16 protein-coding genes and 1 tRNA gene are annotated in these 14,411 nt (G+C 38.9%); 15 read left to right on the top strand and 2 right to left on the bottom strand.

Annotated features, from left to right (window positions below; genetic code table 11):
* Positions 1–53: 53 nt before the first annotated feature.
* The 9 genes from WCX87_RS04950 to WCX87_RS04910 all read left to right on the top strand — a co-directional run bounded on the left by WCX87_RS04950 (position 54) and on the right by WCX87_RS04910 (position 7,247).
* Complete coding sequence (locus WCX87_RS04950; RefSeq protein WP_345980936.1) at positions 54–779, top strand: 2OG-Fe(II) oxygenase; 726 nt, start codon at positions 54–56, stop codon at positions 777–779.
* A 31-nt stretch (positions 780–810) separates the two neighbouring features.
* Complete coding sequence (locus WCX87_RS04945) at positions 811–1,584, top strand: hypothetical protein (protein ID WP_345980935.1); 774 nt, start codon at positions 811–813, stop codon at positions 1,582–1,584.
* A gap of 12 nt (positions 1,585–1,596) precedes the next feature.
* Positions 1,597–2,865, top strand: a complete 1,269-nt coding sequence (locus WCX87_RS04940; protein ID WP_345980934.1) for a citrate synthase — start codon at positions 1,597–1,599, stop codon at positions 2,863–2,865.
* Between the two features lie 25 nt (positions 2,866–2,890).
* Positions 2,891–3,100: a hypothetical protein gene (locus WCX87_RS04935; protein WP_345980933.1), complete on the top strand. Its 210-nt coding sequence runs from the start codon at positions 2,891–2,893 to the stop codon at positions 3,098–3,100.
* A 100-nt stretch (positions 3,101–3,200) separates the two neighbouring features.
* Entirely contained in the window at positions 3,201–3,749 is a 549-nt protein-coding gene (locus WCX87_RS04930) for a response regulator (RefSeq protein ID WP_345980932.1), read from the top strand.
* 113 nt (positions 3,750–3,862) lie between these two features.
* Positions 3,863–3,937: transfer RNA gene (locus WCX87_RS04925), tRNA-Glu, on the top strand.
* 116 nt (positions 3,938–4,053) lie between these two features.
* Positions 4,054–5,352, top strand: coding sequence for a glutamate--tRNA ligase (gene gltX, locus WCX87_RS04920; protein WP_345980931.1), 1,299 nt, complete (start codon positions 4,054–4,056; stop codon positions 5,350–5,352).
* Complete coding sequence (locus WCX87_RS04915; protein ID WP_345980930.1) at positions 5,349–5,630, top strand: YggT family protein; 282 nt, start codon at positions 5,349–5,351, stop codon at positions 5,628–5,630. Before gltX ends, WCX87_RS04915 begins: the two co-directional genes overlap by 4 nt.
* Entirely contained in the window at positions 5,631–7,247 is a 1,617-nt protein-coding gene (locus WCX87_RS04910; protein WP_345980929.1) for a lytic transglycosylase domain-containing protein, read from the top strand.
* On the opposite strand, the gene WCX87_RS04905 is transcribed toward WCX87_RS04910, so the two are convergent.
* Positions 7,186–7,689, bottom strand: a complete 504-nt coding sequence (locus tag WCX87_RS04905; RefSeq protein ID WP_345980928.1) for a hypothetical protein — start codon at positions 7,687–7,689, stop codon at positions 7,186–7,188. The genes WCX87_RS04910 and WCX87_RS04905 overlap by 62 nt on opposite strands.
* A gap of 75 nt (positions 7,690–7,764) precedes the next feature.
* Between WCX87_RS04905 and mobB the strand changes: the two genes are divergently transcribed.
* Genes mobB through WCX87_RS04875 form a run of 6 tightly spaced genes read left to right on the top strand, consistent with a single transcriptional unit; the run spans position 7,765 to position 13,410 of the window.
* On the top strand, positions 7,765–8,268 hold the full coding sequence (gene mobB / locus WCX87_RS04900; protein WP_345980927.1) for a molybdopterin-guanine dinucleotide biosynthesis protein B: 504 nt from the start codon (positions 7,765–7,767) through the stop codon (positions 8,266–8,268).
* The gene (locus WCX87_RS04895; RefSeq protein ID WP_345980926.1) at positions 8,269–9,108 is read left to right on the top strand and encodes a class 1 fructose-bisphosphatase; all 840 of its coding nucleotides are present in this window, start codon (positions 8,269–8,271) and stop codon (positions 9,106–9,108) included.
* Positions 9,089–9,286: a hypothetical protein gene (locus WCX87_RS04890; protein WP_345980925.1), complete on the top strand. Its 198-nt coding sequence runs from the start codon at positions 9,089–9,091 to the stop codon at positions 9,284–9,286. Before WCX87_RS04895 ends, WCX87_RS04890 begins: the two co-directional genes overlap by 20 nt.
* Before the next feature lie 17 nt (positions 9,287–9,303).
* Entirely contained in the window at positions 9,304–11,253 is a 1,950-nt protein-coding gene (metG, locus tag WCX87_RS04885) for a methionine--tRNA ligase (protein ID WP_345980924.1), read from the top strand.
* Positions 11,250–12,257, top strand: a complete 1,008-nt coding sequence (locus WCX87_RS04880; protein WP_345980923.1) for a hypothetical protein — start codon at positions 11,250–11,252, stop codon at positions 12,255–12,257. Before metG ends, WCX87_RS04880 begins: the two co-directional genes overlap by 4 nt.
* 16 nt (positions 12,258–12,273) lie before the next feature.
* On the top strand, positions 12,274–13,410 hold the full coding sequence (locus tag WCX87_RS04875; RefSeq protein WP_345980922.1) for a substrate-binding domain-containing protein: 1,137 nt from the start codon (positions 12,274–12,276) through the stop codon (positions 13,408–13,410).
* Between the two features lie 120 nt (positions 13,411–13,530).
* Here WCX87_RS04875 and WCX87_RS04870 read toward each other — a convergent pair whose 3' ends face one another.
* On the bottom strand, positions 13,531–14,358 hold the full coding sequence (locus tag WCX87_RS04870) for a M90 family metallopeptidase (RefSeq protein WP_345980921.1): 828 nt from the start codon (positions 14,356–14,358) through the stop codon (positions 13,531–13,533).
* Positions 14,359–14,411 lie beyond the last annotated feature (53 nt).

Raw genomic sequence — 14,411 nt, 5'->3', positions numbered from 1 at the left:
ATTTTTTTCACATAAATGTTATATCATTCCAGATTACTTTTAGGAGAACCTGTTTGATACAGATCAGTGAACATATCTTTTGCGATGACTTTATACACGAGTGTTATATGGAAAGTCGTTTACTTCCTAATCCCTACTTAGAATATCCATTTTTGATCATCAAAAACTTTTTAACTCCAGAGGAGTGCAATCTAGTCGTAAGTGAGATAAAAGAGAGTTCGGATGTCGATAAGGCAATGGTAAAGACAACTCTTTTAAACAGTGTCGTTGCACCGACTGTCGAAGAGGAGATAAGAAAGACCTCTATCTACAAACTTTCAGAATATCTTGAGTCTATATATCAGGAAAACTTTCTCATGCATCAACCCAAGATTGAAGAGTATTTTTCTATGGCGTTAACGACTGCTACTGAATTACAGGCACTTGAGTATAAGGTCGGTGATTTTTATATAAAACATGCAGACGATTCAAGCGAGATAATAGATAAAGAGGGAAATACCACCGGTTTTATCTGTGTCGCTCCACAAAGAAAACTTACTACAGTCCTGTTCGTATCTTCCCACGAGACAAAGAAAAATGAAGAGAGCCTAAACAGCTTTAACGGCGGAGAGCTTGTGTTTAACTACCTTTATGATGAAAAAGGCGATCAGATAAAGCTGGAACCAAAAGCCGGAGATATGGTCGTATTTTTAAGTAATCCGGTGTTCAGCCATGAAGTACTGCCTGTCACATCAGGCTATAGAGCCACACTGGTCCAATGGCATAATAGTATAAGTTGATTTTTAACATATATTACTATATAGTATATCTATGAAAAAGATCGTCTTACTTCTTTTAATATCTGTCTCTTTCTCTTCAGCTAACGAGTTTAGCTATAGAAAATACACTCATGTAAAAAAATTTTATAAAGAGTTGACACCCCAAGCGATAAAAATAGCGACAAAGTACCATCTTCCTCCTGCTGCACTTCTTGCGATATCGGGACTTGAATCAGGATACGGCAGAGGATATGTCAGCCGTATCACCGGAAATGTAATGAGTCTTGGAGCTTTCAGGTCCGATCATGAACTTCCTCCTCTGTTTTTACCTTGGTGCGATACCCATGAAAAAATACTTATCGATCCAAAAGAGATAAAAAAACACCCAAAAGAGGTGCTGCATTACAAAAAACGCGACAAAAGTCTCAAGCGCGATTACCGCCCTGCTCCCATCGCCGGTACATGTAACGAACTTGAATACTTCAAATACCATCCAAAAGAACTGAGTAAGGCTCAGTACAGATGTTTCGAAGACTTTGCGACTAGATGGATAACAAAGTCAAGCAACAAAAAAGCTTTTGCAGATGCCAGAATATGGCTGGATAAAGCAGTAAAAAAAGATGGAGAAAAAGTACTTTACGAACAAAGTACGAATGAGCAGTTTATAAAGATGATAGGCGGCCATCCCGATTCATTCAACTATAGAAAAAAGTGGCCGAAAAAAGCTATACAGATCATGAATAAAACAGGGTTGGTACAACTTTGCAAAGATATCTACGTCAATAAAAAAACTTTCACCCAAAGTTGGAGAAAGACAACAAACTAACAGGAGCATACCGTGAAAACCGTTACCCTTACAAACAATCAAAATGGCAAAAGTTATGAGTTTGAGATACTAAGTGCAACGGCAGGAGAAGATGTCATCGACATCAGGACCCTATTTAAAAAGACCGGTATGTTTACCTATGACCCGGGGTTTACTTCAACGGCCAGCTGCAGCTCTTCCATCACCTATATAGACGGTGAAAAAGGAAGACTCACCTATAGAGGGTATGAGATAAGCGATCTTGCCACGAACAAAGACTATCTTGATGTCTGTTATCTTTTACTGACATCAGAACTGCCTTCTCAAAAAGAGAAGACTGCATTTGATCTGGAACTTAGAAAAAGATCTTTCGTACATGAGGGGATAAAAAATCTTTTTGAAGCATTTCCAGACAAAGCACATCCGATGGCGATGATGGCTTCTGCTATCTCCGCTCTTTCTACATTTTATTCTGAACATCTCAATATAAATAATGAAGACGAGTATCAGGTCATGGCAAGACGGATCATCGCCAAGATACCTACTCTAGCCGCTTTTTGTCATAGACGCTCATACGGTCTGCCATTTATATACCCTGATCTCGATCGCTCTTTTACCGAAAACTTTTTATATATGATGCGGGCTTATCCATCCTGTGAACTTGAGATACCTGAGGTCGAAGTAAGAGCACTCGACACTATATTTACGCTTCATGCCGATCATGAACAAAATGCTTCTACTTCAATTGTCAGAGGCGTCGCTTCGACCGGTGCCCATCCATATGCGGCGATATCCGCCGGAGTCAATGCACTTTGGGGAAGAGCCCACGGCGGTGCGAATGAATCGGTAATAGCACAACTGGAATATATAGGAGATGTAGACAATGTCGATGAGTTCATAAAAAAAGCTAAAGACCCGAATGACAAGTTTAAACTGATGGGATTCGGACACAGAGTCTATAAGAATTTTGATCCGCGTGCACAAATACTAAAAAGTCTCTTAGACGAACTAAACACTGAGCTGGGAATCGACAACAAACTTTTGCGAATTGCACAAAAGATAGAAGAGATAGCTCTTACGGATGAATATTTTATACAAAGAAAGCTCTACCCAAATATCGATTTTTACTCAGGTCTTATCCTGACTGCACTCAAGATCCCAAAACCGATGTTCCCCATCATATTTGTCATAGGAAGGACCATAGGATGGATCACACAGTGGATTGAGATCAAACATGACAAAGAGATGAAGATCGCACGACCGAGACAACTTTATGTCGGCAAGACAAATCAAAAGATTTAGAGATTTCATAGTGTATAATTAGGTTATGAATAATAAAGAACAATTAATACAAGATATACAGAACCTTCTTAACAGTTATGAAGATGTCAAGAAAACGGATATAAATCCGGTACTTCTAGAGTTTATGGATGAAGATACATTAAAAGATATCATCTCATCGCTTCTTTACCAAAAAGAACAGGAAAAAGATGTAGATATGGAGTGGCTGGAACAGTTCAAGAAGTATGTTAACTGACAGGTAAGTTAAAAATAATTTAATCCCGTTTGTTCTTAGTAGAAAGTTAACAAAAAAAGATGTATAATTCCAAAACGAATTTTAACAGGGGGATAAGAAAATGTCAAGTATAGATTTAGTACAACTAACTGAACAAACTAAAAAATTGACAGCCATGGTCGTAGAAGACGAAGCTGTAGCAAATGAACTTTTAAGTTCGACATTCAAAAACTTTTTTTCAGAAGTCACATCTGCATTTAACGGTAAAGATGCTTTAGAGATGTATGAAAGGTTAATGCCGGATATCGTTTTTTTAGATATCATCATGCCTGAAATGGACGGGATCGAGCTTTCTCGCCGCATCCGTGAGATCAATCCAAACCAGATCGTCATCATCATATCTGCAAGCAACGATATTCAAAAAATATCTGAGTCTATCGAGATCGGTGTAAACAGTTTCATCCAAAAACCGATCGATACGAAGAAAATCATCGAGCTTATTTCAAACATCGTTGCGATGATAAACAAAAAGAAAAAGATAGAAACTAAAACATTTTCAATCTCTCTTCCTTTAGACCTTTATGAGATGGTAGATGAAAATGCAAAAGCTGAAAGCATCTCTAAAAACGCTGTAATCATAAGAGCACTGAGAACCTTTTACAACGACTAAACAGTACCTACATACATATTTGTATGTACGTACAAATATCCACTGCGCTTTTTATATTTTCTTAAGATTTTAAAAGATATAATTTCGGCGAAGATAGCAATATCTCAAAAAAAGGCTCCATCATCTAATGGTTAGGATTCAAGGTTTTCATCCTTGCCATAGGGGTTCGAATCCCCTTGGAGTCACCACTTCAGCTAATTAAAAAATCACAATAAAACAGAAAAAACTTCTATACTTCATACAAAATTAAACTTATATACATCAAAAATTAGATACAATTTCATAAAAATATTTAGGAATTTTTATGTTACGATTTGCCCCAAGTCCAACCGGTGATATGCATATTGGTAATCTTCGTGTTGCCCTGTTTAACTATATAGTTTCCAAACAAAGAGATGAAGCATTAATGGTTCGTATCGAGGACACCGATAAAGAGCGTAATATCGAGGGTAAAGATAAAGAGATACTAGATATTCTAGGCGTATTCGGCATAGAGTATAAAGAGTTGATCTATCAAAGTAATAACTTCAGATTCCATAGTATGATGGCACTGCAACTGCTTCACGATAAAAAAGCTTTTAACTGTTTTTGTAAGCCTGAGACATTAGAGAAAAAAAGAGAAGAAGCAAAAGAAGCAAAAAAAGCATACCGTTATGACGGTGCCTGTGCAGAACTTTCTGCTGAAGAGACTATAGACAATCCGAATCCTTTCGTTGTCCGTCTCAAAAAACCTGAGAAAGAGATCGTAATAAACGACCTTATCAAAGGCAAGATCACATTTTCACCGGATGAGATCGACAGTTTCATCATCATGCGTCAAGACAAAACACCTACTTACAACTTTGCATGTGCCGTTGACGATATGCTGGGAGATATCTCTCTGGTTATCCGCGGTGAAGACCATATGAGCAACACGCCAAAACAAGTAGCGATCAGAAATGCTCTTGGGTATGACAAAAACATCGAATACGCACATCTTCCTATTATCCTTAACGATGAGGGTAAAAAGATGAGTAAGCGAGATAACGCTTCAAGTGTCAAGTGGATGTTTGAAGAGGGGTATCTTCCGTCTGCAATAGCAAACTATCTCATCCTTATAGGGAATAAGACTCCAAAAGAGATCTTCACGTTAGCTGAGGCTATAGAGTGGTTTGACATAAACTCTATATCAAAAGCCCCTGCCCGTTTTGATATGACAAAACTAAAATTTATCAACCGCGAACACCTGAAGATGCTGGACGCAAAAGAGCTTTCACGTTACGTCGGATTTGCAGATGATGATATCGGTAAAGTAGCAAAGATCTTTCTTGATGAGATAAGTACACTCAAAGAATTAAGAGAAAAGATCTCACCTATCTTTGCTGAAAAAGAGATCCCAGAAGAGTTTGAAGAAGCTGCACAAAAGATCATTGAGGTCGTAAAAAATGCTCCTTATTTCGAAGAGTTCGATGCGTTTAAATCTTACATCATAGAGCAAACAGGGCTAAAGGGCAAAAACTTTTTCAAGCCACTTCGTCTGCTGCTGACAGGTGCAGAACACGGTCCGGAACTTTCTGATCTTTACCCGTACCTTAAAAACTATATTAAGGAGATCGTAAAATGAGTGAACTTGTCATAGGACTCGGCGGTATTTTAGTAGGTCTTGTAAACCTTTATATCTGGGTAGTCATCATCGCTGCTATCCTGACTTGGGTCAATCCTGATCCGAACAATCCGATCGTACAGATCTTATACCGTCTGACAGAGCCGGCATATAAGCTTACAAGACGCTATATTCCTACCGTATTTAACGGCATCGATCTTGCACCGCTGATCATCGTGATCGCACTTCAGATCGTAATCGTTCTTATTCAGGCGCTTATAAGAAGTCTGTTCTACTAAATGAAACTCTGGATCCTGCTTCTTAGCACCCTGCTTTCTGCTCAGATCACTCTTGAGCAGATAAGTTCAAAGCCCCCTTCACGCGCAAAAAACTTTCTTATCTGGCAATTTTTAAAACAGGATATCACTCCAAAAGAAGCAGATGCTGCCTTTGATCAAGTACACAACGTCGATACAAAACTATTTTTGACCTATGCAAAAAAAAGTGACTCCGAAGATATAAAATATGTAGCAAGATGTATGACTTTAAAAATCGATGAACTTCTAAAGACCAGTGATGACAACTGCTTGCAGATAGCCATCTCTCCTGCAAAAGCAACATATTTTACAAAGTCTCAGCGAAAAAAACTCGTTAACAGAGTCTTTGTAAAAAGTACAAAGAGCTATCTTGAGATCATGAGTTCGGACATGAATGAAAAGACTCTTTTAAACTACACACCTTCACAGGTACTGACTGTTATGATCGATACCGGTAAAAAATTTAGAGAGACGAATTTCAACCGTGTATACAGTAAAAAGTTTATGGATCATATATCTAAGTCCTGGAAAATATCAAGGTTGATAGACCTCGTAGTCATGAACGACTCGATGGACAAACTGCAAAAATCACTTATGCTGCTTGATGGCGAAAAACTCACTTCAGGTGCTAATTTTATGCTTGCGATGAACTATCTTAAGCATCATGATAAAAAAGAAGCATTAAAGTACCTTGATCTCTCATTTAACAAAGCGCATCTGCGCATAGACAGAGATAAAGCAATATTTTGGAAATACCTCATAACAGACGAGAAGAGATACCTTAAGCAGATCTCTTTAAGCATGGATATAAATGTATATATCCTTTATGCAAAAGAGGTCTTGCATATGGATGTACAAAACTACTTTACGGGGAAACAGTCATCACTCATAGATGTACCTGAAGATAAGGATATTACAGATCCTTTTGTTTGGCTGGATATTAGAAACATCATTAAAAAAGCTCCAAGACAAAATCTTTTTAAGATGGCAGACCACTACAGTAAACAAAACCTTTTACCGATCAAAGCTTTTATGCTTGAACGAGCTTATTCCTACAAGATGCACGGTTATATCATGCCGTATACTGAACAGACCGACCATATGTCTAAAGACGACCGTGCATTTATGTATGCGTTAATGCGTCAAGAGAGCCATTTCATACCATCTGCCATATCATCTTCATACGCGCTTGGACTGATGCAGCTAATGCCTTTTTTAGTCGACAGTCTCAAACACTCGATGCCGAACAAGATCACAAGTTACAGCGATATGTTTGAACCGAAAAACAATATCTCTTACGCGGCAAAACATCTAAAATGGCTTGATACACAGTTAGACAACCCTCTTTTAAAAGCTTACGCATACAATGCGGGTCTCGGTTTTGTAAAAAAATATATAAGATCAGGAAAGTTTACGGATAAAAAATATGAACCGTTTTTAAGTATGGATACGATGTCGAATGTGGAGAGCCGCGAGTATGGGAAAAAAGTCTTGGCAAACTATGTGATGTATAAAAAGATAATGGGCGACAATATCTCTATTGTTCATCTTTTTGATACGTTAAAGGCTGAGAATCAGAAGAACCGCTTTTCAAAATAAGCGACAGTTTTTCGCTTTTCTGCTCTTCAAACGCCACTAAATAATAACTGTTCCAGTCGTTGTTTAACGGGATCAGTCCTTTAAACATATTGTCGCCGTCCATCCTCTTTATCTTTACCGGAAGTTTCCCGTTTAGCAGTAATATCAAGCTTCTTTCATCCAAGATATTTGGATCATAAAGTTTGGCACGGTCTTTTGTATATATCGTGACATAGAAGTATTCCATCCCGTTATATTTTTTTGGAATGACCTCATTTAAATATATACTTGAGATCACTCCGTATATCTCATCTTTCTTGGCGATCTTTGATGTTCTCAGACTTGAAGTCGCACGCTCTTTTATCTCATTGAAATCAAATCTTGAAAAAGCATTTGTGCGGGCACAACCTGAAAATAGAAAGATAAAAATAAAGATAATACCGAGATGAAAAGCAATACGCATATAAAACCTACTAATTTTTGAATACGTAATTATATCTTAAACAACTTTTTAATGAGTATTAAGTATAATCTCTCCATGAATAAAAGAATAGCAGTCGCATTTACAGGTCCATCAAACAGCGGTAAGACTACACTTATCTTAAAAGTGGCAAGAAAGCTTATCCATGAGCACAACAAAGAGGTCGCGATCATAAAACACGATCCAAAAGATAAAGCCCGATTTGATGTCGAAGGCAAAGACAGTTACAAATTTGCCGATACAGGAGCAGAGGTGATAGTAACCTCTCCTAATCGTACGACTTATTTCTCACACAGACACAATGAACTCGACGAGATGATAAGGATCTTTGACAAGTTCGATATTTTACTGGTAGAGGGTCTTAAAAATCTTCCTCTGCCTCGTATAAGTGTCTTTAGAAACTCTGTCGACGAGAGTTATTTTAACTACATGAACGCACTGGCCGTAGATGAGAGTGTAGATATGGAAAAATACGCTATTCCGGCTGATGTCGACATGTTGGATCTTAACGATGTCGATCAAGTCATAGAGTGGATATATAAAAATGCAAAGGAAGTTTAATTGAGAGATATATTTGACGCGATACAAAGAAGTGCGAAACGTATTAAAGAGGCTATAGACGTAAAAGACATCGGGTATTCTCAGTCTGAAAACAGTTCGGGTGAGACACAGCTTCAGCTAGATATCAAATGCGACATGATCATCGAAGAGGAGTTCAGTTCCGTACTTTCTGTAAACACTATTGCAAGTGAAGAGAAAGAGGATGCGATGAAATTTCGTGACGATGCGCCCTATTATATAGCATATGATCCTCTTGACGGTTCATCACTTATCGACGTCAACCTAAGCGTCGGCTCTATCTTTGGGATATACAAAGGCGGATTTGATGCTAAGAACATGGTAGCATCATGCTATGTAGTCTACGGCCCGCGTGTCGAGATGGTATTTGCAGAGAACAAAGTCAAACTCTATCTTCTTCAAGCAGGTGATTTCGAGTTTGTAAAAGAGATCCATTTAGGTGAAAAAGGCAAACTAAACGCTCCGGGCGGTACACAGCAAAACTGGCAGCCGTATCATAAAGAGATGGTCGACTCGTTTTTCAAAGAGGGGTACAGACTTCGCTACTCAGGCGGAATGGTTCCAGATCTTCATCAGATACTTCTTAAAGGCGGCGGGCTTTTCTCATATCCTGGGACTTCTGACAAGCCAGACGGTAAACTTCGTAAGCTTTTTGAAGTGTTTCCATTTGCATTCATCTATCAAAAAGCGGGTGGCGATGCTATCGACGGAGCGAATGATCTTTTAACCCTAAAATGTGCGCATGTACACGATACTTCACCATGTTTTTTTGGTTCAAAGTATGAAATATCAAGAGTAAAAGATGTCTACGCAGGCAAATGATATTTTTGAAAAACGTCTTGACGAGATGATCGTACAGGTCAGACAGTGTCAGGATCAAAAACAACTAGAGACTTGTAGCAAATGTGAGCAATACATTGGTTGCGAGCTTAGAAACAGATATATATCAGCGGTTTACGACTCGATGTCAAAAGGCGAAACCGGTGGATTTGAATTTTAATTAGGGATAGGGATTTTATGAAAAACTACATAACGACACCGATATACTATGTTAACGGTGAAGCTCACATAGGTCATGCTTACACGACGTTTATAGCTGATACGCTTGCAAGATACGGAAGACTAAAAGGTGATGATGTCTTCTTTTTAACAGGAACGGACGAACACGGTCAAAAGATAGAGGAGTCCGCTAAGAAAAACGGTAAATCCACGAAAGAGTTTGCCGACGAGATAAGCGCTCTGTTTAAAAACCTGTGGGACGAGTTCGGCATCAGCTATGACAAATTCATCAGAACGACGGATGCCGACCATATGCAGGGTGTCCAAAAAGCTTTTGAAACGATGCATGCAAAAGGCGATATCTATAAAGGCGAGTACGAAGGACACTACTGTGTAAGCTGTGAGGCATTCTTCCCTGAGACTCAGCTTTTAGACGGTGAGTTCTGTCCCGATTGCGGGCGTGCGACAAGCATCGTAAAAGAGGAAAGCTACTTTTTTAAACTTTCAAAGTATGAGAAACAGCTTTTAGAACACTATGAAAACTATCCCGATTTCATCCTTCCACGTTCAAAAAGAAACGAGGTCATCAACTTCGTTAAAAACGGTCTGAATGATCTTTCTGTAACTCGTACAAGTTTTAACTGGGGTGTAAAACTGCCTGAGTCTTTAAACGACGAGAAACATGTTATGTATGTATGGCTAGACGCTCTTTTAAACTATGTCACGGCTCTTGGTTACGGTACGGATGAGAAAAACATGAAGTACTGGCCTGCAGATATCCATCTAGTAGGAAAAGATATCTTACGTTTTCATGCTATCTACTGGCCTGCATTTTTAATGAGTCTTGATATGCCTCTTCCTAAACACATCGGTGCTCACGGCTGGTGGACGCGCGACGGTGAAAAGATGAGTAAATCTAAAGGCAACGTCGTATCTCCAAAAGAGGTAAGCGAAGCTTACGGGCTTGAAAACTTTAGATACTTCATGCTTAGAGAAGTCCCTTTCGGACAAGACGGCGATTTTTCTCAGCGTGCATTCATCGACCGTATCAACTCTGATCTTAGTAACGATCTTGGGAATCTTTTAAACCGTATCATAGGTATGAGCGGTAAATACTCAGAGTTTCATATCGACAGTGTCGACGTTATCAAATACCATTCAAAAGAGATCGATGAGGCGAACAGCGTACTTGATTCATTAAATACATATATAGACAATCTTCAGCCACACAGATATCTTGAAGAGCTATGGAAACTTTTCAGCATCGGTAATAAAGCCATAGAGGAACATGCTCCATGGGTCAAGATGAAAGAGGACAAAAAAGATGAAGCGTTAGCGACTGTCGCACTTGTCGCAAATATCCTTGCAAAAGCTTCGGTAGCACTTCACCCTGTTATGCCAAATACGACTGCGACTATTGCAGATGCTTTAGGATTTACTATTGATGCCGACTCTTACAGAGATATCGTTGCAGACAAAGCACTCTTAAAACCGTTTGTCATCAAACAAGTTCCGCCTCTTTTCCCACGTGTAGAAGAACCGTTGATGCAAGAGGCTCCAAAAGCTCTTGTGCCACAAGAGGAACCGAAACCTGAACCTAAGAAGATGGAAGCTAAACAGGAGACGACTGTACAAAGCGATAACCTTATAGAGATCGGGCAGTTCTTTGAGACATCTTTAAAGATCGGAACTATCCTAGAGGCTTCGGAAGTTCCAAAAAGTAAAAAACTTTTACTCTTAAAAGTAGATCTAGGAGAAGAGACTCCTCGTCAGGTAGTAGCAGGGATCAGAGAGTTCTATGCTCCGGAAGACCTAGTAAATACTCAAGTATGTGTGGTCGCGAACCTAAAACCTGCAAAACTTATGGGTCTGCTTTCAGAGGGGATGCTTTTAGCTGCGAAGGATGAAAACGGTCTGTCACTGATCCGTCCTGAAGCTCCTAAAAAAGTGGGCACGCCGATTGGATGAGATTAGAAAACGTTATAGCATTAACTAATGCGACTCTTCTAAACACTCCATATGTAACCTCTTTTAGCGGTATATCTTATGAAGCGAAAAACCTCAAAAGAGGTTCTCTCTTTATCGCTAAAAACAGCGATGAGATAGAGCTTGCCATCTTAAACGGTGCGTACGGCATTATCTTTGATGCTCCGACACAGATAACAGACAACGAGATAGCGTGGATCAAAGTCGACGATGTCGCCACTGCACTTTCCCGCATACTCAGATTTCATATATTAGATAAGAACATCACCGCTTATGAGTGTGATGAGATAACATTAAAACTCGCGTTACAGATCATGACGGATTCTACGCTGCATATCTTAAACGGCGATATCTATGATACTTTTAAAGAGCTGTGGGAGATAGATGAAAACTCGGTTGTACTCTTTACTCCGCGTCTTACATGTAAAGAGATCTTTATACATCCAAAAAGCATGCCTAAAATGGCCACTTCAAAGATAAACATCATAGAACAGACTCTTTTTGAGACCTCCTTTATCTATGATGATAACTACTATGAAAGACAGCTTTTATCACCGTTTTTCATACCTTACTTAGAGATACTGCTGTATATGTTTAAAACAGAGAAAATAAACTTCAGGATTACCTCTTTTAGCAGTATAAACCACTTTGAAGCGGTCTTTACAAACAAAAACTTTGAAGCAAAAGAGTTCGGGACAAGTGATAAAGTTCTGATATTTGAACCTAGCTTTGAACTTATAGAGTCTCAAATGGAGTTTTTACAGACACAGGCGAACTGGGCCAAGCTGATCTATATCATCCCTGCAGTCAAAAAAAAGAATATGCAAAATTTGCAGAATATATATACATATAACACCCAACTTGATATAATCGATATATTAAGAGATGTCGATTTTCATTTTGCTCTTATTGCTGAGCAGAACAAGAGTTTGCTAGAAAAAAGTTTTTTTGTAAAAAAACAGAGACAACTCACTTTAGACTTTTAACAGAGGTAATAAAAATATGGACAGAAGAGATTTTATAACAGCAAGTCTGAGTGCAGCGACAGCTGTCGCACTGACAGGATGTAATGAAGGCAATCACGTTGCGATAGATTACTCAAAACATCCGAAAAAAAGCTCTGATGACGATGTAAAAAGAGTCAATGTAAATAAAAATAAAAAGAGTGTTATCACGCTTGCTACAAGCTGGCCTGCCCACTTTCCTATCATGGGAACGGGAGTCGAGAGATTTGCACAAAAAGTAAAAGATGCCAGCGGCGGTTCTTTAGAAATAAAGCTTTTCCCAAAAAATACGTTAGTCCCTGCCCTGGCAGTTTTTGATGCAGCAAGTAACGGACAGATAGACGCATTTCACTCAGGTCCATACTACTGGAAAGGTAAAAACAGTTCGTTCTCACTCTTTAGCGGTATCCCTTTTGGATTTACGGCAGAAGAGATAAACTCCTGGATGCTTTTTGGCGGAGGACTCGAACTTTGGAGAGAAAAGTACGATAAGTACAATCTCTACCCGCTTTTAGGCGGGAACACAAACATCCAAATGGGCGGATGGTTTAGAAAGAAGATTAACTCGCTTGCAGACATGCAGGGATTAAAGATGAGGATTCCGGGACTCGGAGGAGAGGTATTCTCGAAAATGGGAGTAAATCCTATTTTACTGCCTGCGGGAGAGATTTACACATCACTTGAACGCGGTGTTATCGATGCGACAGAATGGGTCGGACCTGCACTTGATATGAAGATGGGATTTTATAAAGTCGCTCCATACTACTATTCAGGCTGGCATGAACCGGGTTCGATACTAGAACTGACGTTTAACAAACAGTCTTGGAACAAGTTAGCTGACGAACATAAAGCGATCATTGATCTCGCATCAAGTGATCTGAACTCTTCAATGACGTCAGAATTTCATTATGAGAACATCCATGCACTCGAGAAACTCAAGTCATTAGGAGTCGAACTTCTAAAATTTCCTGATGAAGTGAACGAAGCCGGGAAAAGAGGTCTTCAAGAAGTTATAGCAGAACAATCAGCTAAAAATAAAGATTTTGAGATAGTATATAACTCTATAAAAAAACATCTTGACCTTAGTAAGGTGTGGGCAGATACAAGTTTGAAATACTTTTTAAACGTCAGGTAACCTGATATAAGGGGCTTAAAATGGAACTGGACTATTTTGAATGGGGAGTGGTGATTGCAGTGTTTGCCGCTGTATATGTAGCGTTTAGCTTTTTTGGCGAAACAGGAGAGTAAAAAGATATTACTCTAAGAACTCTATCTTGTAAAACTTATGAAGCTCATTATAGAGATCGGGAAAGTTCTGTTTTAATGAATTTGGCTTCTCAAAATACAACTCGGTGAGTACCGCGAAAAACTCTGCCTCGTTTGTTGCGGCATATCTGCCGAGTATCTTGTATTTCCCCCAGTCCCTGTTTTTTATTGCCACTTTGCTTAAAGCATCGAAATTTTTTCCTAATATATGTGCCCATGAACCATATTTTGACTTTTCAAGAGGCGGCACTCCGTCTATCTCTCCATCCATAAAGTCTATCTCATGGGCGAATTCATGGATGATGACATTGTTACGATGCAGATGATAAGCCTCTTTTTTAGCTTCATGCCAGCTGATTATCACCGTGTCGTTGACAGATTGTCCCTCTAGAAAAAACTTCTCGTTCGTATAGACTCCGCCATTTGATTTTATCTCTTTTGTTATGATGGTGTTAGGGTAAACGATGATCGTCTTTAAGTTCTCATAACAGTTCTCTTCGCTTACATGTAAAAGCAGTAAACATGCATAAAAAGCGATGATCAGTTTTATCTCGGTAGTGATACTCATACGTACACCGACAAACTCTTTTGTATTTATAAAAAGCATCACCGACCGTTGGATCTTTTGCTTATCTTCCTCACTTAGCCTTGCATAATGAGGCGTCTTTTTGAGAACATCTTCATACTCTTTACTAAAAGGTGTTTCAGCGATCTTTTTTAGTCTATATCGGTCATACACTGCATAGATAATAAAAAGAAATAAGCCTAAAAAGCCCACTTCTAACAAAAAGATAAGAAATGAAGAATAGTAGTCCATTATTAACAAATTTTCCTTTTTTTTCAGATATAATCCCGCATCAAATTTAAACC

Source organism: Sulfurimonas sp. HSL3-2, from assembly GCF_039645965.1.
Lineage (GTDB): Bacteria > Campylobacterota > Campylobacteria > Campylobacterales > Sulfurimonadaceae > Hydrocurvibacter > Hydrocurvibacter mobilis.
Note: the sequence above shows the minus strand (reverse complement) of the source record. Positions and strands in the feature narration are given on the sequence as shown.